This is a genomic window from Autumnicola aciditolerans (assembly GCF_041679265.1).
Lineage (GTDB): Bacteria > Bacteroidota > Bacteroidia > Flavobacteriales > Flavobacteriaceae > Autumnicola.
The window spans coordinates 100,167-123,792 of record NZ_JBGFSM010000011.1; the positions used below are offsets into that span (position 1 = coordinate 100,167).

At 39.6% G+C, this 23,626-nt stretch carries 24 protein-coding genes; 16 read left to right on the plus strand and 8 right to left on the minus strand.

The genetic code is table 11. The features are described 5' to 3' along the window. Positions 1–337 precede the first annotated feature (337 nt). The 3 genes from AB8M93_RS12915 to AB8M93_RS12925 all read left to right on the plus strand — a co-directional run bounded on the left by AB8M93_RS12915 (position 338) and on the right by AB8M93_RS12925 (position 2,866). On the plus strand, positions 338–1,195 hold the full coding sequence (locus tag AB8M93_RS12915; RefSeq protein WP_373058309.1) for an SdiA-regulated domain-containing protein: 858 nt from the start codon (positions 338–340) through the stop codon (positions 1,193–1,195). Positions 1,196–1,261: 66 nt separating this feature from the next. Further along, positions 1,262–2,146, plus strand: a complete 885-nt coding sequence (locus tag AB8M93_RS12920) for a hypothetical protein (RefSeq protein ID WP_373058311.1) — start codon at positions 1,262–1,264, stop codon at positions 2,144–2,146. Between the two features lie 6 nt (positions 2,147–2,152). Continuing rightward, positions 2,153–2,866: a TVP38/TMEM64 family protein gene (locus AB8M93_RS12925; RefSeq protein ID WP_373058313.1), complete on the plus strand. Its 714-nt coding sequence runs from the start codon at positions 2,153–2,155 to the stop codon at positions 2,864–2,866. A 34-nt stretch (positions 2,867–2,900) separates the two neighbouring features. Here AB8M93_RS12925 and AB8M93_RS12930 read toward each other — a convergent pair whose 3' ends face one another. Then, positions 2,901–4,193, minus strand: a complete 1,293-nt coding sequence (locus AB8M93_RS12930; RefSeq protein ID WP_373058315.1) for a dipeptidase — start codon at positions 4,191–4,193, stop codon at positions 2,901–2,903. A gap of 223 nt (positions 4,194–4,416) precedes the next feature. On the opposite strand from AB8M93_RS12930, the gene AB8M93_RS12935 reads away from it, so the two are divergent. Genes AB8M93_RS12935 through AB8M93_RS12945 form a run of 3 tightly spaced genes read left to right on the plus strand, consistent with a single transcriptional unit; the run spans position 4,417 to position 7,780 of the window. Next, a complete protein-coding gene (locus tag AB8M93_RS12935; RefSeq protein WP_373058317.1) occupies positions 4,417–5,874 on the plus strand; it encodes a RimK family ATP-grasp domain-containing protein in 1,458 nt (485 codons plus the stop codon). Next, complete coding sequence (locus AB8M93_RS12940; RefSeq protein ID WP_373058319.1) at positions 5,871–7,088, plus strand: carboxylate-amine ligase; 1,218 nt, start codon at positions 5,871–5,873, stop codon at positions 7,086–7,088. The genes AB8M93_RS12935 and AB8M93_RS12940 overlap by 4 nt, the downstream gene beginning before the upstream one ends. After that, positions 7,088–7,780 carry an N-formylglutamate amidohydrolase gene (locus AB8M93_RS12945; protein WP_373058321.1) on the plus strand — a complete coding sequence of 231 codons (693 nt, stop codon included), beginning with the start codon at positions 7,088–7,090 and terminating at the stop codon, positions 7,778–7,780. The genes AB8M93_RS12940 and AB8M93_RS12945 overlap by 1 nt, the downstream gene beginning before the upstream one ends. A gap of 159 nt (positions 7,781–7,939) precedes the next feature. On the opposite strand, the gene AB8M93_RS12950 is transcribed toward AB8M93_RS12945, so the two are convergent. Next, the gene (locus AB8M93_RS12950; RefSeq protein WP_373058323.1) at positions 7,940–8,350 is read right to left on the minus strand and encodes an OsmC family protein; all 411 of its coding nucleotides are present in this window, start codon (positions 8,348–8,350) and stop codon (positions 7,940–7,942) included. Positions 8,351–8,508: 158 nt separating this feature from the next. After that, the gene (locus tag AB8M93_RS12955; protein WP_373058325.1) at positions 8,509–8,940 is read right to left on the minus strand and encodes an FKBP-type peptidyl-prolyl cis-trans isomerase; all 432 of its coding nucleotides are present in this window, start codon (positions 8,938–8,940) and stop codon (positions 8,509–8,511) included. A 282-nt stretch (positions 8,941–9,222) separates the two neighbouring features. Between AB8M93_RS12955 and AB8M93_RS12960 the strand changes: the two genes are divergently transcribed. The 3 genes from AB8M93_RS12960 to AB8M93_RS12970 all read left to right on the plus strand — a co-directional run bounded on the left by AB8M93_RS12960 (position 9,223) and on the right by AB8M93_RS12970 (position 12,303). Beyond that, positions 9,223–10,686, plus strand: a complete 1,464-nt coding sequence (locus tag AB8M93_RS12960; protein WP_373058327.1) for a Gfo/Idh/MocA family protein — start codon at positions 9,223–9,225, stop codon at positions 10,684–10,686. A 9-nt stretch (positions 10,687–10,695) separates the two neighbouring features. Beyond that, the gene (locus AB8M93_RS12965; RefSeq protein WP_373058329.1) at positions 10,696–11,169 is read left to right on the plus strand and encodes a 3D domain-containing protein; all 474 of its coding nucleotides are present in this window, start codon (positions 10,696–10,698) and stop codon (positions 11,167–11,169) included. Positions 11,170–11,244: 75 nt separating this feature from the next. Further along, the gene (locus AB8M93_RS12970) at positions 11,245–12,303 is read left to right on the plus strand and encodes a transporter substrate-binding domain-containing protein (protein WP_373058332.1); all 1,059 of its coding nucleotides are present in this window, start codon (positions 11,245–11,247) and stop codon (positions 12,301–12,303) included. Here AB8M93_RS12970 and AB8M93_RS12975 read toward each other — a convergent pair whose 3' ends face one another. Further along, the gene (locus AB8M93_RS12975; protein ID WP_373058334.1) at positions 12,304–12,438 is read right to left on the minus strand and encodes a hypothetical protein; all 135 of its coding nucleotides are present in this window, start codon (positions 12,436–12,438) and stop codon (positions 12,304–12,306) included. A gap of 216 nt (positions 12,439–12,654) precedes the next feature. On the opposite strand from AB8M93_RS12975, the gene AB8M93_RS12980 reads away from it, so the two are divergent. Then, the gene (locus tag AB8M93_RS12980) at positions 12,655–12,891 is read left to right on the plus strand and encodes a hypothetical protein (protein ID WP_373058336.1); all 237 of its coding nucleotides are present in this window, start codon (positions 12,655–12,657) and stop codon (positions 12,889–12,891) included. Here the strand turns inward: AB8M93_RS12980 and AB8M93_RS12985 are convergent, their stop codons facing one another. Then, positions 12,892–13,536 carry a hypothetical protein gene (locus AB8M93_RS12985; protein ID WP_373058338.1) on the minus strand — a complete coding sequence of 215 codons (645 nt, stop codon included), beginning with the start codon at positions 13,534–13,536 and terminating at the stop codon, positions 12,892–12,894. A gap of 96 nt (positions 13,537–13,632) precedes the next feature. Here AB8M93_RS12985 and AB8M93_RS12990 point away from each other — a divergent pair, with 96 nt between their 5' ends. Further along, complete coding sequence (locus AB8M93_RS12990) at positions 13,633–14,973, plus strand: aspartate kinase (protein WP_373058340.1); 1,341 nt, start codon at positions 13,633–13,635, stop codon at positions 14,971–14,973. Positions 14,974–15,042: 69 nt separating this feature from the next. On the opposite strand, the gene AB8M93_RS12995 is transcribed toward AB8M93_RS12990, so the two are convergent. Further along, complete coding sequence (locus AB8M93_RS12995) at positions 15,043–16,293, minus strand: glycosyltransferase (RefSeq protein ID WP_373058342.1); 1,251 nt, start codon at positions 16,291–16,293, stop codon at positions 15,043–15,045. A gap of 123 nt (positions 16,294–16,416) precedes the next feature. Here AB8M93_RS12995 and AB8M93_RS13000 point away from each other — a divergent pair, with 123 nt between their 5' ends. The 5 genes from AB8M93_RS13000 to AB8M93_RS13020 all read left to right on the plus strand — a co-directional run bounded on the left by AB8M93_RS13000 (position 16,417) and on the right by AB8M93_RS13020 (position 22,131). Further along, entirely contained in the window at positions 16,417–16,923 is a 507-nt protein-coding gene (locus AB8M93_RS13000; RefSeq protein WP_373058344.1) for a GreA/GreB family elongation factor, read from the plus strand. A gap of 5 nt (positions 16,924–16,928) precedes the next feature. Beyond that, a complete protein-coding gene (gene gndA / locus AB8M93_RS13005; protein ID WP_373058346.1) occupies positions 16,929–18,836 on the plus strand; it encodes an NADP-dependent phosphogluconate dehydrogenase in 1,908 nt (635 codons plus the stop codon). Beyond that, positions 18,836–20,182: a GntP family permease gene (locus tag AB8M93_RS13010; RefSeq protein ID WP_373058348.1), complete on the plus strand. Its 1,347-nt coding sequence runs from the start codon at positions 18,836–18,838 to the stop codon at positions 20,180–20,182. Before gndA ends, AB8M93_RS13010 begins: the two co-directional genes overlap by 1 nt. Positions 20,183–20,249: 67 nt before the next feature. Next, positions 20,250–20,672, plus strand: coding sequence for a DoxX family protein (locus AB8M93_RS13015; RefSeq protein WP_373058350.1), 423 nt, complete (start codon positions 20,250–20,252; stop codon positions 20,670–20,672). A 76-nt stretch (positions 20,673–20,748) separates the two neighbouring features. Next, positions 20,749–22,131 (plus strand): amidohydrolase family protein, encoded by a 1,383-nt coding sequence (locus tag AB8M93_RS13020; protein WP_373058352.1) that lies wholly within the window; start codon positions 20,749–20,751, stop codon positions 22,129–22,131. A gap of 56 nt (positions 22,132–22,187) precedes the next feature. On the opposite strand, the gene AB8M93_RS13025 is transcribed toward AB8M93_RS13020, so the two are convergent. Then, a complete protein-coding gene (locus tag AB8M93_RS13025) occupies positions 22,188–22,520 on the minus strand; it encodes a hypothetical protein (protein ID WP_373058354.1) in 333 nt (110 codons plus the stop codon). Between the two features lie 146 nt (positions 22,521–22,666). Further along, positions 22,667–23,557: an OmpA/MotB family protein gene (locus AB8M93_RS13030; protein WP_373058356.1), complete on the minus strand. Its 891-nt coding sequence runs from the start codon at positions 23,555–23,557 to the stop codon at positions 22,667–22,669. Positions 23,558–23,626 lie beyond the last annotated feature (69 nt).

Here is a 23,626-nt window from a genome sequence, read left to right on the forward strand (position 1 = left end):
GATCTTGATCTCTAAATCCTGTGATGTTTTCTAAAGTTTTCATGATGAATGTTTTAAGTTTATATACAATAGACGCCTAAGAATTCTTTTTGTGACAGTACTATGCATAAAACAGTAGTATTTTAACTTTTAATTAACTTTCGAGATGATTTTGTTGCGCTTATAATAGTCACAATTTACTTCTCACTTCTCACTTCTCACTTCTCACTTTTCACTTTTCACTTTTCACTTTCTCTATGTAGAAGAGTAATTTTTGAAAATACTGTTAATCATTTTGGTGGGGCAATTCAAATAGATAATTTAGAGGGAGAGTCAAAATTTGATGTAAATCCAGGTTATGAAAAAAATGGTGCTTTTAATTGTGCTTGCGGTTTTTGCGGTAGTGGCACTCATTTATTTTTTATTTAAAGACAACTCCTATATATCTTTTGATGATTCTGATAAGACTTATAAAGTACTTCAGAAATGGGAATTGCCTGATGAGCTGGACGAGATTTCCGGGATGAGCTGGATTGGCAATAGCAAAATTGCCTGTATACAGGATGAAGATGGTATCATCTTTATTTTTGATCTGGAATCTTCTAAAGTCATTTCTACAATCAAATTTGGGGAAGAGGGAGATTATGAGGCAATTACTGTTCATGGGCCGGATGCGTATGTGATGCGAAGCGATGGCCATATATTTGAAGTTTTAAACTACAGGTCCGGTCGCATAAGGGTTAATGAATATGAAATCCCTTTAAGAAATTATGATATTGAGGGCCTTGCGTTTGATGATGAAAATAACAGGTTATTAATTACCGTAAAAGATGTACCGCATGAAGATCAGGATTATAAAGGAATTTATGCTTTTGATCTAAAACAGAAGAAATTTATTCAGGAACCTGTCTTTAAAATTCATACAGATGATCCAATTTTTGAAGGAATTAACGGGCGTGGTTCCCAAAGGATCATCCGGCCTTCAGAAATAGAAAAAAACCCCGTAACCGGCGAATGGTATGTTCTGGAAGGTCATCAGCCTAAATTAATGATTCTTACGCCAACGGGACAGGCAAAGGAAATTCATTTACTGGATCCCGAGGTTTTTCAGCAGGCAGAAGGCCTCACCTTTAGCCCTCAGGGCACTATGTATATTTCCAATGAAAGCCGGCGCGCCCCGGCAGACATCCTGGAAGTAAAACTGGATGAAAACTGAATTTACAGCTTTTGATGCCGAATTCTTTTGTTTATAATGAACTAATCAGAATAAAATTTAAACCTTATGTTTTGCAGATTAACCTTGCCAATATTTTCAGGAATACTATATTTCTCCGCTCTGCTGTTCTCTGGTCCAAATACCGGAAATAAAAATATAGGTAAGGTGAATTGTAGTGATCCTAACAGATATGAGATCGTTCATAAATGGAAACTGCCTGATGAACTGGATGAAGTTTCAGGAATTGCGTGGCTGGAAGACGATAAAATTGCCTGTATTCAGGATGAAAAGGGCAACATCTATATTTATAATCCTGCTACTTCACAAATAGAAAAAGAAATAAAATTTGCAGGACATGGAGATTATGAAGGGATTAGCGTAAAAGGAAATACAGCCTATGTGGTAAGAAGTGACGGGCGCGTTTATGAGGTGACCAATTTTCTTAAAAAAACACCTGAAGTTCATATTATTGAAAGCGGGTTAACCAGAAAGCAGAATATAGAAAGTATTTGTGTGGAAGCGGGGAGACGGCTTCTCCTGGGAACCAAATATGAAGAAGAAAATACTGATCAATATAAAGGTATATATGCCTATAACCTTACAAAGAAGCATCTTATTAAAGATCCCGTTATCAAGATCAAAATGCGTGATAAAATCTTTGAAGCCTTTGAGGACAAAGACCCTGAAAAAGTCATGAGCCCCTCAGATATTGCCATTCATCCTGATAGCGGGGAGATTTATATTGTTGATGGAAGAAGGCCTAAATTGCTTATATTATCTCCCTCTGGAATGCCGGAGAAACTGATTGAACTGGATAAGGACGATTTTGCACAGCCGGAAGGGATTTGTTTTAGTCCCTCCGGAAATTTGTATATTTCCAACGAAGCGAGTGGAGGTACCGCAAATATTCTGGAAGTAAAAATCCTGGAAAACATTAGCAGGCAACAATAGAATTTTATGGCAGAAAACGATATTGAGACGGCATCGGTAAAAAAAAGCAAGAAACCTTTATATATTTCTCTTGCCCTGGTGGCCGCCCTTGTGCTAAGCTATTTTCTTGTGCCCGAAGTTCAGAATTTTTTTAATGAAGCCTGGAACGTCCTCACCAGTGACGATCAGGAGCGTATCCGTAACTGGGTGAATAATTTTGGATGGTTTGGCCCCGTAATTTTGATTCTTACCATGGTGGCACAAATGTTTCTTCTGGTGATTCCCAGTGTTCTTTTAATGGTAGTTTCCATTCTCGCTTACGGGCCGGTTTGGGGAAGTATAATTGTTTTTGCAGCAGTTTTTGCAGCTTCTTCTGTAGGATATTTCATAGGGCGCTATTTTGGACCGGTACTCGTGGAGCGCGTGATTGGCCATAGATCAGAAAAAAAAGTAGCCGATTTTTTAGATGATTACGGCTTCTGGGCAGTTTTTATAACCCGCTTTAATCCTTTTCTTTCCAATGACGCCATAAGTTTTGTCGCAGGAGTCCTTAAGATGGGGTATTGGAAATTTATAGGAGCCACTTTAGCGGGAATCGCCCCTTTAATTGGTTTTATTGCAGTAATTGGCAGGAGCACTGAAGGTCTAAAAACCGGGTTATTATGGGGTTCTGTAATTAGCCTGATCCTGTTTGGGCTTTATATCTGGTGGGACAGAAAGAAAAGGAAGAAAAAGCAATAATTCGAATTTTTTAATTCCTAAATTCCATCACTTCTCACTTTCCACTTTTCTGTAATTCCCTGGCAACAGCCTGTACTTCATCTAAAACCCTAAGCAGGTTTTCTCCCCAGAGTTTTGCAATCTCCTCTTCTGTATAGCCTCTTTTTACCAGTTCAATAGTCACATTCAAAGATTCTGAAGCATCTTTCCAGCCTTCAATTCCACCGCCTCCGTCAAAATCTGAACTTATTCCCACATGGTCTATCCCAATAAGGTTCACCATATAATCTATATGATCTACAAAATCCTTAACATCTACAGGAGGAACTTCTTTTTTTAAGTTTTCTAAATCAGGTTTGGAAGTTTCTACTAAACTATTAAAGTTATCATCATATAAATTCCGCTGCTCCTCATTCAGATTCCTGATACTGTCACGGCCAAGGATTTCAAAATCCATTTCTTTCGCTTTTCGATTATACAATTCATCTTTGGCAGCGTTAAAGATACTGTCCTTTTCAGTATTAATATAAGAGCTAAAAGCAACGGTTTGCACCACTCCGCCATGCTCTTTAAAAAGCATTAGGAGCTCGTCGTCCAGGTTCCTGCTGTGGTGCCCCAATGCCCGGGCAGAAGAGTGGGAAGCTATAAGTGGCGCTTTAGAAAGTTCAAACATCTGCTTAATCGCTTCTTTGGAAGGATGGGAAACATCAATCATCATTCCCAGCCGGTTCATTTCAGCAATCACCTTTTTTCCCAGTTCGCTCAGGCCATTATGTAGCCACACATTATCTTCTTCGCCGGTATTGGAGTCACTAAGCTGGCTGTGGCCATTATGGGCAAGGGACATATACCTTGCGCCCAGGTCATAAAATTGCTGCAGTTTTTCCAAATCTTCTCCCATGGAGTACCCGTTTTCCACACCAATCATCACCACTTTTTTGCCTTCATCCACCAGAGACCTTACTTCGCTGGAAGTAGTGGCCAGCCTTACTTTCTCCGGTGCCAGTTCATTTACCAGTTTATGGATAGCGATAAATTTGAGCATGGCATTTGCGTAGGCTTCTTTATAACCTTCTTCAGTAAGTTCTCCCTGCCCGGTATAAACCACCAGCCAGCTTACGTCCATTCCGCCTTCGTCCATTTTTGGCAGGTTCACCTGTGTATCCAAATTCATGGTGTAGTTCTTTTCGTTGGTGAAATTCTCTACGTTAATATCATTATGGGTATCTATGGTGATCACTTTTTCGTGTATCCTCTTAGCTTTTCTAATGAGTTCTTCTTCGGGATTTTGAGCAAAAACAATAACCGGCGCCAAAAGGAAAATACAGAGTTTCAAAAATTGCTTCATCTTTTGCTGAATTTTAAAAGCTGAAAATAAGCATATTATTTAAACTTTCTACAGGACTGGGAAATTCAAGTGAAAACCGGGTAATTTAAGATTGGTTTTGCGAAATGAAAGAGATTAAAAAATGATGGGATTCTTCATTTAAAAGCATTAATTTATAGGTTTAAAAAACATGATCAAGCTATTTATTTTTCGATTACATTTGATTAAAATTTTCAATTCCTGAATGAATAAATTTATTGTTGTAAACCATCCTGAAAAATGGGAAGCACTCGCCGAAAACGTTGAAATTATCCCGGCCCAGGCCTATCTTACCAATCCAGCATATTCCAAAATAAAGAAGGCGCGTATCTTTAACCTGTGTAAAGATTATTCCTACCAGAGCAAAGGCTATTACGTCTCGCTTTTAGCTGAAGCACGGGGCCACCTGGCTATTCCAACCGTTAAAAACATAGTGGATTTAAGGGAACCAAAACTGGTTAAAATTGTCTCTGAAGAATTTGATGATGTAATCCAGAAAAGCCTGAAGAATATCAAATCGCCGGAGTTTACGCTAAGCATCTATTTTGGCCAGAATGTGGCACAGAAATATAAAGAACTCAGCTCCCTTTTTTACAGGCATTTTCAAATTCCATTTTTAAGGGTGAATTTTATCCACACCAATAAATGGAATATTAAAAGCATCAAGGCTATTTCTGAAGCTGAAATTCCTGCAGATCATAAGGAAAGCATGTATTATTTCGCTTCCCAGTATTTCTCTAAAAAACGCTACGATACGCCACGGCAGAATATAGCAGAATATGACCTGGCAATTTTGGTACAGGAAGGAGATCCCGCGCCGCCAAGCAACCCAAAAGCCATTAAACGATTTGTGGAACTGGCTGAAAAAATGGATTTTTATGTAGAAGTGGTTAGCCCAAAAGATCTCTCCCGCCTTTCTGCCTTTGACGCCCTTTTTATCCGCCAGAGTACAGAGGTAAATAACGATGCTTATGCATTTGCCAGGAAAGCCCAGCAGGAAGGCATTGCTTTGGTAGATTATCCTGATGCCATCCTTAAATGCTGCAACAAGGTTTTTATGGCAGAAGCTCTGGAAAATGCCGGGATAGCAACTCCTAAAACCGTTATTGTACATAAACACAATACGCACCAGGTACTGGAGATTACCGGTTTGCCCGTGGTGCTAAAATCTCCGGATTCCACCTTTTCCTTCGGGGTGAAAAAGGCAGAAACAGAGCAGGAATATGAAGAGCTGGTACAGCAAATGCTCAAAAAATCTGACCTGGTAATCGCCCAGGAATTTTCTCCTTCAGATTATGACTGGCGTATTGGGATTTTAGACAACAAACCTTTTTATGCCTGCAGGTATTACATGGCAAAGGGCCATTGGCAAATCTATAACTGGGATGCTAAAATAAAAGATGACCAGGACGGGAATGCAGATTGCCTGCCCATAGAAAAAGTTCCTACAAAAATTCTTGACCTCGCCTTGAGATCGGCAAAATTAATGGGCCCTGGTTTATACGGTATAGATATTAAAGAGGTGAATAAAAGAGCCATGGTGATTGAAATTAACGATAACCCCAATATAGATTTTGGAGTGGAAGATGCTTATTACGGCGACCAGGTGTATATAGAAATTCTTTCAGCGCTAAAAAATCGGCTTAAAAAAGGCGAATCATGAGTTACCGTTTATTTGAAGTTTATGGGATTGAGCTGGAATACATGCTCGTTAATTCAGAAACATTTAAAGTTAACCCGGCAGTAGATAAACTTCTTACAATTAAAAATGGAAGCCTTACTTCTGATGTTGAAAATGGCAAAATTGAATGGAGCAATGAACTTGTGGCCCATGTGGTAGAATTAAAAACCAATGGACCCACAGGAGATCTTGAAAAGCTGGATGAACTTTTTGCTGAAAATGTAAAAGAAATTAATGTTTTGCTAAAGCAGTTAAATTCAGTGCTCTTACCCACAGCAGCACATCCGCTGATGCATCCTGAAACAGAGACCGTACTCTGGCCACACAATTACAGCAAAATTTACGCTTTATATAATCGTATTTTTGACTGCCGAGGCCACGGTTGGAGCAACGTGCAAAGCATGCATATTAATTTGCCTTTTTTTGATGATGTAGAATTTGAAAAACTTCATGCCGCGGTAAGGCTTTTGTTGCCCATTATTCCAGCACTAAGCGCGAGTTCTCCCATTTTTGAAGGAAGATTTACTGGCTTTATGGATAGCCGCATGGAAGTCTATAAAACCAATCAAAAGGAAATTCCGCAAATGTCCGGGAAGGTTATTCCGGAGCAGGTTTTTAACAGGAATGACTATTTTGAGAAGATATTTGAGCCCATTAATAAAGCCATTAAACCTCACGATTCTGAAAAAATACTGGATCATCATTTTTTAAATTCCCGTGGCGCGATTGCCCGTTTTGACCGCAATGCCATAGAAATTCGTGTAATTGATATCCAGGAATGTCCCAAGGCCGATATGGCGATTGCGGTTTTGATTATCGAGAGCCTGAAGCTATTGGTAAGTGAGGAACTAATCGCTTTAGAAGATCAGAAGAAATGGCATGAAGATCAATTATTTGTTATCTTTAACGAGGTGGTAAAAAACGGGGAAAATGCCATTATAGATAACAGTGGGTTTCTTGATGTTTTTGATATTCATGAGCGTTGTGCAGCAAGAGAAATCTGGCTAAAATTGTATAACAGAACCCGCTCTAAAATTTCAGCAAAACATCGGAAAAATATTGAATTTATTCTTGAACACGGGAGCCTTTCCAGCCGCATTTTAAATACATTGCAGGAGGATTTTTCTGAAGAAAACATTAAAAAAATATATAACCGAATGGCAGAATGCCTGGATAATAATCAATTCTTTAACTGATGAAATTTGTGCTAACCTGTGAGCATGCTTTTAATACCATTCCGGCGGAATACTCAAAATATTTCGCAGGGGCTGAAGCGGTATTAAAGTCTCACAGGGGTTATGATCCGGGAGCATTTGATCTTTTTGAAAGTTTAAGTAAGCTGTCAGATTTTGCCATTTATCAAAAGAGCGGCCGGCTGCTGGTGGAGGTAAATCGCTCCCTTGATCACCCGCAACTTTATTCTGAATACACTAAAGGGCTTAATAAAGTAGATAAGGAATTGCTGCTTAGCAACTATTACTTTTTGTACCGCAATACGGTTGAAGACAAAATTGAGGAGTTTATTGAGGAAGGGGAGAAGGTATTGCATCTTTCCGTACATAGTTTTACTCCGGAACTGGATGGAGAAATACGCAATGCAGATATAGGAATTTTATTTGATCCAGAAAAACCTGAAGAGAAGCAGCTTTCAGAAAACCTGAAAGAAAAAATGGAAGAAGAAAATGGCAAATTTCATGTCCGGTTCAATTATCCCTATTTGGGAAAATCTGATGGTTTTACTACCTGGCTGCGAAAAAAGTTCTCTGAGAATTACTGCGGAATCGAACTGGAGATAAATCAAAAATTCGTGGAGAAGGATAAAATGGATAAAGAAATAAAGCAAATGGTATTTAAAAGCGTGGAAGAACTTCTAAAGCAGAATAAATAAAAAAACGATTTAAAAAGTAAGTCTTCCTAAAAGTAGTTGGCTAAGAAGTACTTTTTAAACCGTTATTTTATAAATCGTCACTAAAATTTTCTTTCAAAACAAAATTTATTGTTCTTCATCATCGCTATTCTTAAAAGGAATAAATTTCAGCTGGCCTACTTATTTTAGTGTGGAGGAGACGGTAATTTCGGTTTTTAATAATTTGGAGACAGGGCAATTTTCTTTGGCTTTCTTTACCAGTTCCTCAAATTTGCCTTTTTCAATGTTAGGTACTGCGGCTTCCAGGATTAAGTGAGATTTAGAAATCTCTCCATTTTCAAAAGTTATTTCGCTTTTGGTTTCAAGTTTATCGGCAGTAAAACCCTCTTCAGCAAGAAAGGCAGATAATTGCATAGAGAAGCAGCCGGAATGCGCAGCTCCAATAAGTTCTTCAGGATTGGTTCCTTTACCATCCTCAAAACGAGTTTTAAAAGAGTATTGCGTGGCATCCAGAACTCCGCTTTCTGTAGACAATGTTCCCTTACCTTCTTTAAGATTTCCTTTCCAGACCGCTGTGGCTTTTCTTTTCATAATAGTATATTTTTGATTTACCTTTAAGGTAAAGAGATAAGCGCTTAAATTCAAAAAATTATAAAAACCTTAACCCGGTAAAAATTATTCCGGCGCAATCGCATAAAAAAAGCCCCACATTTATAAATGCAGGGCTTTAAGATATAAGGGAATGTAAACTATTTTATTTCTACAACTTCCAGGTCAAAAACAAGGTCTTTCCCTGCAAGCGGATGATTACCGTCTACTACTATAGTTTCTTCTTTTACGTCTTTAACCACAAGGTTCATCTCACGCCCATCAGGGCTCTTTGAAACCAGTCCCATTCCAACTTCCGGCTTAATGTCTTCAGGTAGCTGGCTCTTTTGCACTTCCTGCACAAGTTCTTCCCTTGGCTCTCCGTATGCCTCTTCTTTAGGAATATTTACAGTCTTTTTCTCGTTCACCTTCATGTCGATAAGGCCTTTCTCGAATCCTGGGATTAACTGCCCCTGGCCAAGAGTGAATTCTATAGGCTCTCCTCTTTCTACCGAGCTGTCAAAAACCTGTCCATCAGTTAGTTTTCCAGTGTAATGTACCTTTACCGTGTCATTCTGTTTTACTTGACTCATACTTTATTTTTACAATTAAAAAATTGGCTTATCGTTAATTTTCAGCCATTTAATTTTGCAAAGGTACATTTATCTTATGGACTTCCAAATCTCCTGCCGTTTTCTCCCTAATTGAATCCTTATATTAACTTTTTCCTATAATTTGAGGCTTTAATTTAACAAATTTGAAGATTATTTCTGTAAATTACCTGTTTACAGCAACATCTTGTATATATAGTTAAGCAGTGTTTTACAGGATTTGCAAAAAATTAATCTCTCATAATTACACTAACTCGATTTAGGATGAAAAAAGCTAGTACCTCCGGTTCCAATTCCAGAAGAAGATTTATAAAAACAACCGCTCTGGCCACGGCCGGAATAAGTATAGTCCCAAGGCATGTACTGGGAGGACCTGGTTATATAGCTCCCAGTGATAAACTGGTGGTAGCCGGGATAGGTGTGGGAGGAAAAGGGGAGAGTGACCTTCATAATTTTGCCAAAACCGGAAAAGCCGAAATTGCTTATCTATGCGATGTGGATGGCAGGAGGGCAGCTAATTCCATTGCCCGATTTCCCAAAGCCAGGTATTATAAAGACTACCGGGAGATGCTGGATAAGGAAGCTAAAAATTTTGATGCCGTGTCTGTTTCCACTCCAGACCATAATCATGCTGTTCAGGCGATGGCAGCTATGGAACTGGGAAAACACGTATATGTGCAAAAGCCGCTAACACATGATATTTATGAAGCCAGAAAACTTACTGAAGGAGCTAAAAGAAATAAGGTTGTCACCCAAATGGGAAACCAGGGAGCTTCCGGTGATGGCGTAAGGAAGTTGCAGGAGTGGTATAATGCAGGACTAATAGGAAAAGTGCATACCGTTTATGTGTGGACAGATCGTCCTGTATGGCCACAGGGAATTCCATGGCCGGAGAAAGGGAATGCCGCGATTCCCAAAGAACTGGATTGGGATTTGTGGCTGGGCACTGCACCTTATAAAGAATACATTAGCGGGCTGGTGCCTTTTAACTGGCGCGGCTGGTGGGATTATGGCACGGGTGCCCTGGGAGATATGGGCTGCCACCTTATTGAACCTGCCTATAGTGTTCTGGATTTAAAATATCCCAAAGATGTGCAATGCAGTGTTGGAAGTGTGTATGTAGATGAATTTCAGAGAGGATATTTTCCCGAAAGTTGCCCGCCTTCCAGCCACGTGACAATGACTTTTCCAAAGAGCGAAAAAACAGATGGCGACCTTACTTTGCACTGGATGGATGGAGGTATTCAGCCTTCCCGTCCCGAAGAACTCGGGCCTAACGAAACCTTTGGAGATGGTGGGAACGGAGTGCTTTTTATTGGGACAGAAGGAAAGATGATGTGCAGTACCTATGGCAGGAATCCACGATTGCTACCCACTTCCAGGACAGATGAAGTTAATGTAACACAAACCATAGAAAGGGTTCCTGGAGGGGAAGACGGCCATTACGGCCAGTGGGTGGAAGCAGCTATTGCCGGGTATGGCAAGAAAAACCTCAGCTCTCCTTTTGAAATCGCCGGCCCTCTAACCGAAACACTGCTAATTGCGAATCTTGCCCTTAGGGGAGTGGATATTAGAAATGAGTACAAAAGAAATAATGGGGATATTGCCTATAATTACCCCGGAAGAAATATTCAAATGATCTGGGATGCTGAAAATATGCGGGTGACCAACCTGGAAGAGGCCAATAAATTTGTAAAGCGGGATTACCGTGAGGGCTGGACATTATAAAGGATAGGAATGAAGAAGCTAAAAAACTGTTTAAAAATCTATTATCTGAGATTACTTGCAATCTCAGCGGGGGTTTTTATGCTGAATGGTTTTTATGCTTGTAATTCTAAGGAAAACCGCCAGCCAGAGGTTAACTGGGACACTTTGCAGGTCACGGTTTCAGCATATAATTCACTGCATAACCAGGCCGAAGGTGATCCAAATATTACTGCCTGGGGAGATACTTTAAAGCCCGGCACCAAAGCAATTGCCGTTTCCCGGGATTTAATAAAAAAAGGCTTAAACTATAATACAAGAGTAAAAATTGAAGGTTTTGAAGGGGAATTTTTAGTAAAGGATAAAATGCACTACCGCTGGAAAAACAAGATAGATATTTATATGGGTGAAAATGTAAAGAAGGCCCGTAAATTTGGTAGGAAAAGGCTGGAGATAGCTTACGTGGTAGAGAATGACAGCCTTTTAGAAGCAGATGAAGAACGGTAAATGTACTGGTAAAAATTTGGGTTACATGAATTTTTGTTATTTTACCTCCTAACATCAGCAAAACTCTTGTTTTATATGAAATTTATTTTCTGCTTCTTTAGCATCTTTATTTTTTCTTATGCCTCTGCCGCACAGGATTCAATCCCTGCAAACGAAAAATTAAGTATAGGGATTACAGAAGCACCTCCATTTATCCATGAAGAAAATGGAAAGTTTACCGGTCTCAGCATTTCCTCCTGGGAAATGGTAAATGAGAAGCTAAATAAAGAATATGAATTCAAAACCTATGGATCTCTTACAGAGTTGCTAAAAGCAATAGAAAATAACGAGGTAGATTTTAGCATAAATCCCATCACTGTTACCGATAACAGGATGAAAATTATGGATTTTTCACAGCCTTATTTTATTTCCCATACCGGGATTGCCAAAAGGAAAGAATCCCACATCTGGAGTTATATTCGCAATATCGTGAGCTGGAATTTTATTTCGGCCATATTAATACTGGTAGGGGTAATTTTTATTTTTGGCTTTCTGGTTTGGATCTTTGAACGGAAACATAATCAGGAGGAGTTTGGTAACAGTCCGCGTGGAATTATGGAAGGCTTCTGGTGGAGTGCCGTAACCATGACTACCGTGGGCTATGGGGATAAATCGCCCCGCACTACTGGCGGGCGTATTATTGGTTTTATCTGGATGTTTATGGCCATTATAATGATTTCCAGTTTAACGGCAGGAATTGCGTCTTCCCTTACCGTTAGCAGTTTTAATGATAAAATTTCTTCTGTTGAGGATCTGGAGAAATTTGAGGTGACTACCGTGGCAAATTCAAGTTCCCAGGAATTCCTCGAGCTTTACAATATTAGCAGCGACACCGTCTTGTCTGAAGAGCAGGGGATAAATGATGTCCTTAATAAGGAAACAGCTCTCTTTGTATATGATGTCCCCATGCTTAAAAATGAAATTGAGGAAAGGAACCTTCAGGATAAAATTGAGGTGCTGGAGAAAACCCTTAAAAAGGATTATTACAGTTACAGTTTTCCTAAGAATTCTTCTTTGCTAAAAGAAATAAATCCCACTCTTGTAAGTATCCTGAAAACAATGAAGTGGAATGTGCTGGTGGAAGATTATAAATAATTACGAACCAAGCCCAAGATAACCAAGAAGGATCCATAGAATTATAAAAACAACAATTATCCCAATGCACCCGCAGCCGCCTCCAAGCTTTTTGGCTCCCCAGCCGGCGAGGAGAGCCCTGATGATATTTCTCATTGAAGTTATTTTTATCTAAAGTTACATAAGAATTTGAGTGGCAGGTATTCTTTAGCAAAATATTGTATAAATTTAGGACCCAAAAGTTTCTTATGAAGATACTCTGCGAAGAATAGCATTAAATGAAATACAAGTCTGTATAAAATAGTCACTAAGCACTAATTAAATAATGTGCTTATTTTAACTACTATTAAAAGTTTAGTTTAATTTTATATATTGGAAGCAAAAATCAGTGAGACTTTCTATGAACTTGTTATGCAGTTTATGGATCATCTAATGAAATCTAACCACACCCTCCTAATGGAAAACAAGAACAAACACAATCACAGCACAGAAGATTACATAGTTGAAGACAATAAAAAAACAAGATTTGGTGGCACCTTTATTGCCATTATCCTAATTATTTTACTTGCTGCCGTGGCCATTACCGGCGTATTTTTTGATCTTTGGTAATTACTCCTTGATCTCATTCATAAGCAGGAAAGCTTTATTCACATATTCTTTTTCAAGAAAAATAGCAAAATAATTAGAGGTAGAAATCATTTCGAAAACCGGAATACCTTCATAGGCCAGCAACTTAAAAATATAGAAATACATTCCCACGGTTTGTGAACTGTTTTGCGGAAGCGCAATGGTAATTGAAGACAATTCATCTTTTACCGAAACCCTAATTTCACTTCTAAAACATTCCTCCACCAGCTCTGTTAGGGAAGAAGATACAAGGATATTGCTTTCCTGATAATTGCTGGAGTAATTAAGATAAACTCCGGTTTTATCCTTCACCGCTTCCAGCAGCCGTGCTTTATTTGAAATGATGGTGTTGGAATTTAAGAATGTATATTCTGTAATTCCCGAGCGCACCACAATGTCTCCAAGATCCCGTAGCGCCTTCATGTTAACCTTGCTACGTTTAGGGGCGTAACGGCGTAAGGCCATAATAATGGAACCCTGTTTAACGGGTTTTCTCATTTCTTTTTCAACCTGTGGTTGTATATCTGCGGCCAGGCCGCTGTAATTAATAATGTCCCTGGCCATAGCATCGTCAAGAAATGGCTGGTGTTTAATGATATTGTGAACGCAGGTGGTGATCGTCTTCATGTTAAATATTATACATTTTGTGCAAATGTATGTAAAATGTTGCTTTTTCTTGGGGAGCAATTTCGTAAAAACTAATTATGCACTACTAATTTTGTGATGATGAGAGTATTAAAATTTGGAGGTACATCTGTAGGTTCAGTAGAAAGTATAAGGAACGTGAAAAACATCGTGCTTTCACAACCCGGGAAAAAATTACTGGTTTTATCTGCCATGTCTGGGGTTACCAATGAGCTGGTGAAGATATCAGATAATATAAAAGCAGGAAATTCAGAAGATATCAAGGCTATTATTTCCGGGCTAAGGATAAGGCATGAATCTACTATAAAAGAATTAATTTCTGATGCTGAAGTTCAGCAGGAAACACTGGTTCAGCTAAATAAAATTTTAGCACAGCTTGAAGCTACGGCTAAAAAGTCCCATTCTGAAGCGCTCTATTCCGAAATTGTGACTTTTGGCGAAACGATGCTTACCACTATTTTTTCACAATTTCTCAGGAGTGAGAAAATCGAAAACCAATGGCTGGATGCAAAAACCTTTATGCATGTAAGCAACTTGGAAAATCCGGACACTAAAATAGTCGGGCAACTATTTGAGAAGGTGACCGGCAGTATGCCTGAAAATGAAATTTATATCACCCAGGGCTTTGTTTGCATAAATAAGAAGAATGAAATCAGCACTCTAAAAAGGGGAGGCAGTGATTATACCGCAACTATTCTGGGCGCGTCTGTTAATGCTGAAGAAGTGCAGATCTGGACCGATATTGATGGTTTCCATAACAACGACCCCAGGTATGTTGAAAATACGCACAGGATTTCTGAGTTAAGTTTTGAAGAAGCGGCAGAATTGGCCTATTTCGGTGCCAAAATATTGCACCCGCAAACCATCTCCCCGGTAATGGATAAAAACATCCCCATTTACCTGAAAAATACTTTTACGCCAGGGTCTCACGGAACACGTATCTCTCCCGAAGCAAGGCACAAAGGGCTGAAGGCAATTTCAGCAAAAGACGGCATTACGGCTATTAAAATTAAATCCAACCGTATGTTGATGGCCCACGGATTCCTGAGAAAAATCTTTGATGTTTTTGACAATTATGAAACTGCCATAGACATGATCACCACTTCAGAAATCGCCATTTCCCTTACCATTGATGATGATCGAAATCTTGACGCTATTTTAGCTGAACTTGATTCTTACGGGGAAATTACGGTGGAAAAGGATCACAGTATCATTTGCGTGGTGGGAGAATCTGTAATTGAAGATAAACAAACCTACAGGTTGTTTGAACTTTTAAATGATATTCCCGTGAGGATGATTTCCTATGGCGGCAGCAATAACAATATCTCCCTTTTGGTAGACACACAAAATAAGGTAGCCACACTTAGAAAATTAAATGAAAAACTTTTTGAAGCAGCAATAAAAGTTGAAATAGTTTAAATTTTCTGTTAGCGTTCATTCATTCTTTTAAATGGATGTTCATTTTTGCGTAGTGTAAACCGCCGGCTTTTAGTTGGCGGTTTTCCTGTTTTTTTCTTCAATGTATCTGGACATAAAATAAGTGCTTTTATGAAGATGATGTTTTAACATGGCGCCGGTGAAATTCTTTTTTCTATGCTGAAGCAAATTCTCCTGCAAATATTCCAGTTTTTCTTTTAAAAAAAATTCAAATATTTCTCTGGAAAAACGCTGATTAATAATCTTAAAACCATTTTGCTGAAGTTCCTGCCATTCTTGTTTATCCAGAAATAACTTTACGGCTTTCCTGGCAAATCCTTCTGCGTTATCTTCAATAAAACCGCTCCATGCCAGCTGGCCGGCAATTCCTTCTGCACCAATACTTGTGGTTACCGATGGCGTTCCACACTGCATCGCATTTATAAATTTGCCTTTTAGCCCCGCCCCAAACTGAAGAGGAGCAAGGCAGATTTTTGCATTTTTCATTACTTCTTTAGCATTCTCGGCGCGGCCCTTCACTAAAAAACCGGAAGCCGGATGATGGAGTTCGGTCACTTCCTGGCTGGGATAAGCCCCATAAATATAAAGTTCTGCTTTTGGCAACACTTGCCGGATAAGCGGCCAAATCTCTTTTTTTAGCTGAAGCACCGCGTTGCGATTTGGTTCATGTTTAAAATTACCAATGCTTATAAAATGACTTCGGGAATCAAAATCTGGTAAATCTTTTATTTCTTCTTCAGAAATAAGCGGGAGAAGAAAAGGCAAATATAGCAGCAGGTTTTGATCAATTTTAAAATCTGAAATGAGCAGGTTCATTTCCGCTTCAGAAATAATCAGGGAAAGATCGCACCGATAAATAGCGGCGATTTCCCGTTTGGCAAGTTCAGATTCAAAATAGAGCTCTTCGGGTGAAATTTGCTTTTTCCAGGCATTCCTCCTTGATTCCCTTAGAAAATGAAGGTCTTCAGTATCTAAAACCTTCAGCGCGTTAGGACAAAATTTGTCCACTCGCCAGCCAAATTGTTCTTCCATCATAAAACGGTCAAAAAGTACAATTTGAGGCTTTAGCTTCAGCAGGAAATCATCAAAAGAAGGGTCGTTCAACTTAATCTTTTCTGAAATAACGCCTGTTTCCTCTAAATTATACCTATAGGGGCCCGCTGTTGCTGCAGTGGCAAATATGATTTTGAATTCCAGGGATTTAAAGAATTGTAGCAACTGCATCATACGGCTTCCTGCGGCAGAAGAAGAGGGTTCCGGCCATACATATCCAATTACCAGTAATGTTTTTGATATGGGCATTTTCAATAATTAGTAAGATTTCAAAATTAGTGATTTAAAATCGGCTCCGGAATTTTCTCTCCGGCTTTACATTTATTCTCAGGAAAATTTGATTAACTTGTTAAATTCATATTTAAAGAAAGCATGAGCAGAGGATTTGTAAAAGAAGAAGACCAGGAAGAAGCACCCATTATTCCGCCAAGAGCAGCCTTGCCCGCAGGAGCCACAAATTATGTGACCCCGGCAGGCATGAAGCAATTGATGGACGAGAAGCGGGGACTGGAACAAAGCAGAGCTTCTCTGGAAATTGAGGATGAAACAGAAAGGAGACGGGCGCAGGCGGTAATAGATGGCACTATGAAGCTACTGAATGAGCGCATTAACTCCGCGCGCATCTTAAAACCATCGGAACAGGCTCAGGACGAAGTTCGTTTTGGGGCTGAAGTGGAGTATCTGGACCTGGATAAAAATCAGCAACAGAGATTTCAGATCGTTGGAGTGGACGAAGCAAATGTGAAGAACAGGAAAATTGCTTTTGTAGCACCAATCGCCAGGGCGCTTACCGGTAAGAAAGCAGGGGAGACGGCCGAGTTTAAATTAGGCCCTGAAGTGAGAAAACTTAAAATACAGAAGATAACTTATAATCAGTAAAAAATATGCAGGTTTATATTGTAATGGGAGTTTCTGGAGTTGGCAAAACCACTATTGGCAGGCGCCTGGCAGAAGAACTAAATTTACCTTTTTATGATGCCGATGATTTTCATCCCAGCATTAACCGTGAAAAAATGAAAAACGGTATTGCCCTGGAAGATGGTGACCGTAAAGAATGGCTGGAGAGCCTTGCTTCAAAAATTTCGGAATGGGAAAAGGGAGAAGGTGCCGTTTTGGCCTGTTCTGCCTTAAAGGAAAAATATCGCGTACAACTGCAATCGGTACCCAAAGAACATATCACCTGGATCTTTCTTCATAGCGAATATGAGGTTATACACAAACGGCTTTCAGCCAGGAAAGACCATTATTTTAAACCGGAATTGCTTAAATCCCAGTTCGATACGCTGGAAATGCCAAAATATGGCTTTCATATAAATGTAGATGGTTCTGTTGAAGAAATTATGGCTTCTATTATGGCTAAAATTAAAGGCAGCAGCAAAGCCCCTGTAGGGCTCATTGGCCTTGGCGTAATGGGTAAAAGCCTTGCGATTAACCTTGCCACAAAGGGAGTGGATGTTTCAGTATTTAACAGGCATGTGGAGGAGCTGGAAGTAGATATTGCCAAAAATTTCGCAACCGAAAATAAATCAATCTACGATTTCCCATGGTTTGATAATATGGAGAAATTCGTAAAAAGCCTGGAGCGGCCACGGAATATCATTCTAATGGTAAACGCTGGCCCTGCCGTAGATATGGTAATTGAAAGTCTGCTGCCATTTTTAGAAGAAGACGACCTGATTATAGATGGGGGGAATTCCCATTATAAAGATACAATTAGAAGGGAGAAAGAATTAAAAGAAAAAGGAATCATCTTTATGGGAGCCGGAATTTCCGGAGGGGAAGAAGGTGCCAGGAAAGGCCCATCAATTATGCCCGGAGGCTCAGACCAGGCTTACAGTAGGGTAGGAGGCACTTTGGAAACCATAGCTGCTAAAGATAAAAATGGCGACCCTTGTTGTACCCATGTTGGGCCAAACGGAGCGGGGCATTTTGTGAAAATGCTTCATAACGGCATTGAGTACGGGGAAATGCAACTTATAGCCGAAGCCTATCATTTAATGAGGTTTGGAGCCAAGGCCAAACCTGAAGAAATAGCGGCAGTCTTTGAAAACTGGAACCGGGAAATGAAGAGTTTTCTTCTGGAAATTTCCGTAGATATTCTAAGGAAAATGGAAGGTGATGCTTTTCTTATTGATAAAATCCTGGATGCTGCCAAGCAGAAAGGGACAGGTGGCTGGTCTACCAATGCCGCACTGGAACTTGGAGTGCCATTAGATACCATAACGGCAGCAGTTTTAGCCAGGAATATTTCCGGAAGAAAGGCAGAAAGACAAAAAGCCATGGAAATCTATGGAAACAGCCAGAAGCAATTTACCACTGTGGAAGAAATTTCTAATGAACTGTTTAAAGCTTATAAAGCTGGGAGCATTATTAACCATGCGGTGGGTTTTGATTTGCTTTTGGAAGCTTCTTCTGCCTATAATTGGAATCTCAATTTATCAGAAATCGCCCGCATCTGGACCAATGGCTGTATTATCCGGTCACAACTGATGCAGGATTTAATTGATGTTTTAAAAGATACTCCTTCAGAAAACCTTTTAATGAATGAAAAAATTTCAAATAACATACAAGATTATCAGCCACATCTAAGTAAAATTGTAGGTAAAGCTTTGAATTCTGGATTTCCCATGCCGGTTATGTCTTCAGCAATTAATTACCTTCACAATTTCACTTCTGCACAATCTTCAGCAAATATGATTCAGGCACAACGGGATTTCTTTGGCGCACATACCTATGAGCGTACCGATAAGCCGCGGGGAGAATTTTTTCATACAGAATGGCTGGATAATTAATGGATATACAATTACTTTCTGCAGTTTTAATTGGTATTGTGCTGTTACTTTTCCTTATTCTAAAGGTGAAGATACAGGCTTTTTTGGCGTTATTAATTGTATGTATAGCAGTGGGCATTCTTGCCGGGATGCCGGCATCAGACATCCTGGAAACCATGAGGGAAGGCATGGGGAGCACCCTTGGATTTGTAGCCACAGTAGTAGGCTTGGGTGCCCTATTTGGGGGAATCCTGGAACAATCTGGGGGAGCAAAAAGATTAGCTTCTTACCTGTTGAACAAAACCGGGGAGAAGAATGCGCCCTGGGCCATGATGGTTACTGGTTTTGCGGTTGCCATCCCGGTGTTTTTTGATGTTGCCTTTATTATTCTCGTTCCCGTCACTTATGCCTTAAGTAAAAGAACTGGTAAATCTTTGCTGTTGTATGCCTTGCCACTACTTGCCGGCCTCGCTATTACTCATGCTTTTATTCCTCCTACACCAGGGCCTATTGCCGTGGCAGACATCCTTGGGGCAGATCTTGGCTGGGTGATTGTTTTTGGGTTTATAGCAGGAATCCCTGCCGCCATTATTAGCGGACCCTTATTTTCAAAATATATATCGAAAAGGATTTTTATTGCACCAGACGTATTTGAAGATAAAGATGATTATGATGAAAATGCGGCGCCATCACCAGGTCTTATTATCGCCATTATCTTTATCCCAATACTATTAATTGTTATCAATACACTCGTGGGAAGTCCGCTTTTGGAAAACACTGCTATTCCGGAAAGTGTGTTATACATTATTGCTCTTGTAGGCCATCCATTTTCAGCATTGATAATAGCCAATCTCATCGCCTGGTATTTTCTTGGAGTGAGGCGGGGAATGCAAAAGGAGTATTTATTGGAAGTGGCAACAAAATCTTTTCAGGCTGCCGGAATAATAATCCTTCTTACCGGAGCTGGCGGCGCTTTTAAACAAATCCTTATTAACACGGGGGCGGGAGAAATGATTGCAGAAGGCTTAAACAACAGCTTTTTTAACCCTGTGATCTTTGGGTTTATAGTTGCCGCATTGGTAAGGATCCTCCAGGGTTCTTCTACGGTGGCTATGATAACCGCTGCAGGAATTACATCTCCTGTACTTGCGGGAGACATTTATTCCATAAGCCAGGTTTCCGTAATTGTAATAGCCATTGCAGCCGGTGCATCAGTATTATCTCATGTAAACGACAGTGGTTTCTGGCTGGTGGGCCAGTATCTCAACTTAACCGAAAAGCAAACCTTCAGGTCCTGGACGGTAATGACCACTATTATTGCTTTTGTGGGATTGGGGATGTCACTGCTCATGTGGTATGTCGTGTGATTTTAGTTTGCAGAATCCTGCTTTCATTTAAAATGGATAAAATTCTGTATCTTTTCAAAAAAGTAATATGCAAACTACTTACACTACCTCACTTAATCTAAAACAAATTGATATTGGCCTGCTAATTTTCAGGATAGGAATATCGGCCTTAATGCTGGCACACGGAGTGCCAAAACTTATTACTTTTTTTGGGGAAGAAGAAATTGCCTTTATGGACCCGGTGGGCCTTGGGCAGGTAACCACCTTTACTTTTGCGGTTTTTGCTGAATTTGTTTGCGCTATCCTCATTATTCTTGGGTTTGCTACGAGATTGGCTAGTATTCCTATAATATTTACCATGGCAGTAGCGGCTTTTGTTGTTCACGTACCAGATGGTTGGGGAAGGCAGGAATTGCCCCTTTTATATCTTATTTGTTTCTTACTGCTTCTTATTACCGGGGGCGGAAAATACTCGCTTGACCATTATTTCCTTATAAAAAGGAAGAAGTAAACCCAGGCTTCTGTTTTAAATTTTGTTTAAGGGAATTTTTTCCACAAATGTTCTATTTTATAAAAAAGATGTAAAAATGAAATTAGTACGGAGAGAATTTCTTAAAAAAGCCGGTGCTTTCTCGGCCTCGGGATTGTTACCTTCAGGCATTTTAAATTTTGAGTCCGGAGCAGAAAAACAGGAAACTTCCAGTTTTCTTATTAAAGATGCCCGGGTAATTTCTATGGATGCTGAAACCGGCTACCTTGAAAAAGCATCTGTTTTAGTTGAAGATGGGATAATTAAAGGGATTTCTAAAGATGATGCCAATTTTCCTAAAAACCTGGAGGTAATTGAAGCTTCTGGTGCTATTTTAATGCCGGGCCTTATTGACAATCACTGGCATTTATGGACATCTTTATTAAGAAGTATGGCGGGGGATACAGGTGAAAATGGCTATTTTAAAATGACAGAGCGCTTTAGTAAACTCTATACGCCGGAAGATATGAAGCTTGCTGCGGAATATGCCGCCGCTGAAGCCATAAATTCTGGTATTACCTGTGTAAACGATTTTAATCATAATGCCCGTAGCCCTGAATTTGTAATGGCAAGTTTTAATGCCCTGGCCAAAATGGGGATAAGAGGGCATGTTGCTTATGGCGGCTACCGGGATTTATCATCAGGTACTCCCACCAATTGGGATGGCATCAGGCAGGTTTATGAGCAAATTTCCGGGAATAAAAAATATCAAAATATCAGCCTTGGCCTGGGAGCACGATCTGTAAATTCTCCTTTTCTTGAAGAAGACTGGCAAAAGGCACGAGAACTGGGATTACCAATTACAATACATATAAACCAGCAAGGGCATATTGAAAAATTATATGCCAAAGGCTTACTAGCCCAGGATGTTAATATTATACATGCTAATGTTGTTACCGATGAAGAGATTGCCAAAGTAGCACAATCAGGAGCTTTTATTACCATGACGCCTTATACTGAAATGCGTATAGGCTTCGGATTTCCGCAAATTAACAGGTTTAGAAAGGCAAATGTGAACCTGGGAATAGGAATAGATACCACTGCACTTTCAGGAAATGCTGATTTATTCGGGGTGATGAAAGTACTTCAAAATATTGCAAATGCTGAAGCCAAGAGTGAATTTAAACTTCTTCCGCAGGAATTGCTGAAGATGGCGACCATAGATGCCGCAAAGATCCAGGGAATTCAGAATAAAACCGGTTCTATTACGCCTGGAAAGCAGGCAGATTTAATCTTGTTGCGTAAAGATGACCTCAATTTCTCTACCGGCAATTTGCCTTATCATTTAGTAACAGAAGCAGCCCAACCAGAGAATGTGGAATTTGTCTCTGTAAGTGGAAAAATTTTAAAAAGAGACGGTGAACTTGTTGGAGCTAACAGAGTACAGCTGCTTGTAAAGGCAAAAGAAGCTTTTAACCGCTTCTCTAAAGAGCTTAAGTAATAAAAAAGGAGGAAACTTAAATTCCTCCCTTTAATAATCAAGATATTATTTAGGCACTAAGGCCTCTTTGTCTCTGAATCGGGATGATCTTTGGCTTTATCCCTGTCCGGCCTTGCACCACGTTCATTAAACTGGAAATTTTGTTCATCTGGATTGGCAGTTTTTTCGCTGTCCGGCAGATTATCGTTACTGGCGGGAATGTCCAGGTCTTTCCCGGTAAAATCTACCGGCCGGTCCCTGTCCAGTTCTTTGTCCTGGCCTTTGTTCATGCTACGACCTTTCTCATTTAGCGCCTGTTTATCTTCTTTGGTCACATTAGGATTATAAGGCAAATCTTCAGGTTTTTTTCTGGTACTTTCTTCTTCAGGTCTGTTCACTTCCTTCTTCATAATTTAAATTTTATAGGTTCTCCCATAAATTTAATCAATACAGAAGGGAGTTCCATTCTCCCCAGGTTAAAGTCTCGTTAAACCTCAAAGAAAAAGGAAAACCAGTTCGGCTTTCCTTTTCAAGTTAATAATGGAGAAAAAACGATCTATTGTTTAAGAGCAGTTTCATTTTCTATCTGCTCACCCTGATTTGATTGCTGAGCTACGGACTGTTCAGAATCCAGCATTGCAAGAAATTTATCCAGGTTTGGAATAATTACAATTCTTGTTCTTCTGTTTTTAGCCATATTTTCTTTGGAATCATTTTCCACAAGAGGAGCGTAACTGCTACGTCCTGCTGCGATAAGCTTTTCCGGAGCAACGCCGTATTTATCCTGAAGAATACGAACAATTGCGGTTGCACGTCTAACACTTAGATCCCAGTTATCCTGTAAATAAGAGTTTTCAACCATTGTCCTGTCATCGGTATGGCCTTCAATCATTACTTCCATTGTAGGTTCAGATTTAATGACTTCGGCCAGTTTTTTCAAAAGCTCATTCGCTTTGTTGCTCACGCGATAACTTCCACTATTAAAAAGAAGTTTGTCCGAAACATTGATCATCACTACGGTTTCGTCTACACTAATATCAATATCCTCATCATCGGCCCCTTCAGAAATAGAATTCTTAAGATTATAAGAGACCGCAAGATTAATGGAATCTTCTAATGTTTGAGCACCCTGCACTTTTTCAGGATCCATTTTTGCGATTGTAGCTCTCATTTTCTGCTTGTTCTTGTTGGACATGGCAGTAAGGTCATTCATTTCCAGCTTTTCATCGTTGGATTCCCTTAGTGAATTAATTTTGGCATTATAATCTGCCACTCTTTCTTCAATAGCATTGTATTTTCCTTCTATTTCTTCTTTAGCTACTTTGGTTTTCTGAAGTTCACTTCTGGTATCATTTAAATTATCCTCCAGAGCCACATATTTTTTCTTGGAAACACAAGAAGTAAACATAGCGGCAGATAAAACTGTAAGTGCGATAGTTTTTTTCATAATAAAAATTTAAGTTAAACTCTTCTTTTTGTTTAGGTCGAGTTATTTCATAAGGTTTCCAGAATAATG

Coding starts and splice junctions, on each gene's coding strand:
- AB8M93_RS12915 (WP_373058309.1), top strand. CDS start 338: ATGAAAAAAATGGTGCTTTTAATTGTGCTTGCGGTTTTTGCGGTAGTG.
- AB8M93_RS12920 (WP_373058311.1), top strand. CDS start 1,262: ATGTTTTGCAGATTAACCTTGCCAATATTTTCAGGAATACTATATTTC.
- AB8M93_RS12925 (WP_373058313.1), top strand. CDS start 2,153: ATGGCAGAAAACGATATTGAGACGGCATCGGTAAAAAAAAGCAAGAAA.
- AB8M93_RS12930 (WP_373058315.1), bottom strand. CDS start 4,193: ATGAAGCAATTTTTGAAACTCTGTATTTTCCTTTTGGCGCCGGTTATT.
- AB8M93_RS12935 (WP_373058317.1), top strand. CDS start 4,417: ATGAATAAATTTATTGTTGTAAACCATCCTGAAAAATGGGAAGCACTC.
- AB8M93_RS12940 (WP_373058319.1), top strand. CDS start 5,871: ATGAGTTACCGTTTATTTGAAGTTTATGGGATTGAGCTGGAATACATG.
- AB8M93_RS12945 (WP_373058321.1), top strand. CDS start 7,088: ATGAAATTTGTGCTAACCTGTGAGCATGCTTTTAATACCATTCCGGCG.
- AB8M93_RS12950 (WP_373058323.1), bottom strand. CDS start 8,350: ATGAAAAGAAAAGCCACAGCGGTCTGGAAAGGAAATCTTAAAGAAGGT.
- AB8M93_RS12955 (WP_373058325.1), bottom strand. CDS start 8,940: ATGAGTCAAGTAAAACAGAATGACACGGTAAAGGTACATTACACTGGA.
- AB8M93_RS12960 (WP_373058327.1), top strand. CDS start 9,223: ATGAAAAAAGCTAGTACCTCCGGTTCCAATTCCAGAAGAAGATTTATA.
- AB8M93_RS12965 (WP_373058329.1), top strand. CDS start 10,696: ATGAAGAAGCTAAAAAACTGTTTAAAAATCTATTATCTGAGATTACTT.
- AB8M93_RS12970 (WP_373058332.1), top strand. CDS start 11,245: ATGAAATTTATTTTCTGCTTCTTTAGCATCTTTATTTTTTCTTATGCC.
- AB8M93_RS12975 (WP_373058334.1), bottom strand. CDS start 12,438: ATGAGAAATATCATCAGGGCTCTCCTCGCCGGCTGGGGAGCCAAAAAG.
- AB8M93_RS12985 (WP_373058338.1), bottom strand. CDS start 13,536: ATGAAGACGATCACCACCTGCGTTCACAATATCATTAAACACCAGCCA.
- AB8M93_RS12990 (WP_373058340.1), top strand. CDS start 13,633: ATGATGAGAGTATTAAAATTTGGAGGTACATCTGTAGGTTCAGTAGAA.
- AB8M93_RS12995 (WP_373058342.1), bottom strand. CDS start 16,293: ATGCCCATATCAAAAACATTACTGGTAATTGGATATGTATGGCCGGAA.
- AB8M93_RS13000 (WP_373058344.1), top strand. CDS start 16,417: ATGAGCAGAGGATTTGTAAAAGAAGAAGACCAGGAAGAAGCACCCATT.
- gndA (WP_373058346.1), top strand. CDS start 16,929: ATGCAGGTTTATATTGTAATGGGAGTTTCTGGAGTTGGCAAAACCACT.
- AB8M93_RS13010 (WP_373058348.1), top strand. CDS start 18,836: ATGGATATACAATTACTTTCTGCAGTTTTAATTGGTATTGTGCTGTTA.
- AB8M93_RS13015 (WP_373058350.1), top strand. CDS start 20,250: ATGCAAACTACTTACACTACCTCACTTAATCTAAAACAAATTGATATT.
- AB8M93_RS13020 (WP_373058352.1), top strand. CDS start 20,749: ATGAAATTAGTACGGAGAGAATTTCTTAAAAAAGCCGGTGCTTTCTCG.
- AB8M93_RS13025 (WP_373058354.1), bottom strand. CDS start 22,520: ATGAAGAAGGAAGTGAACAGACCTGAAGAAGAAAGTACCAGAAAAAAA.
- AB8M93_RS13030 (WP_373058356.1), bottom strand. CDS start 23,557: ATGAAAAAAACTATCGCACTTACAGTTTTATCTGCCGCTATGTTTACT.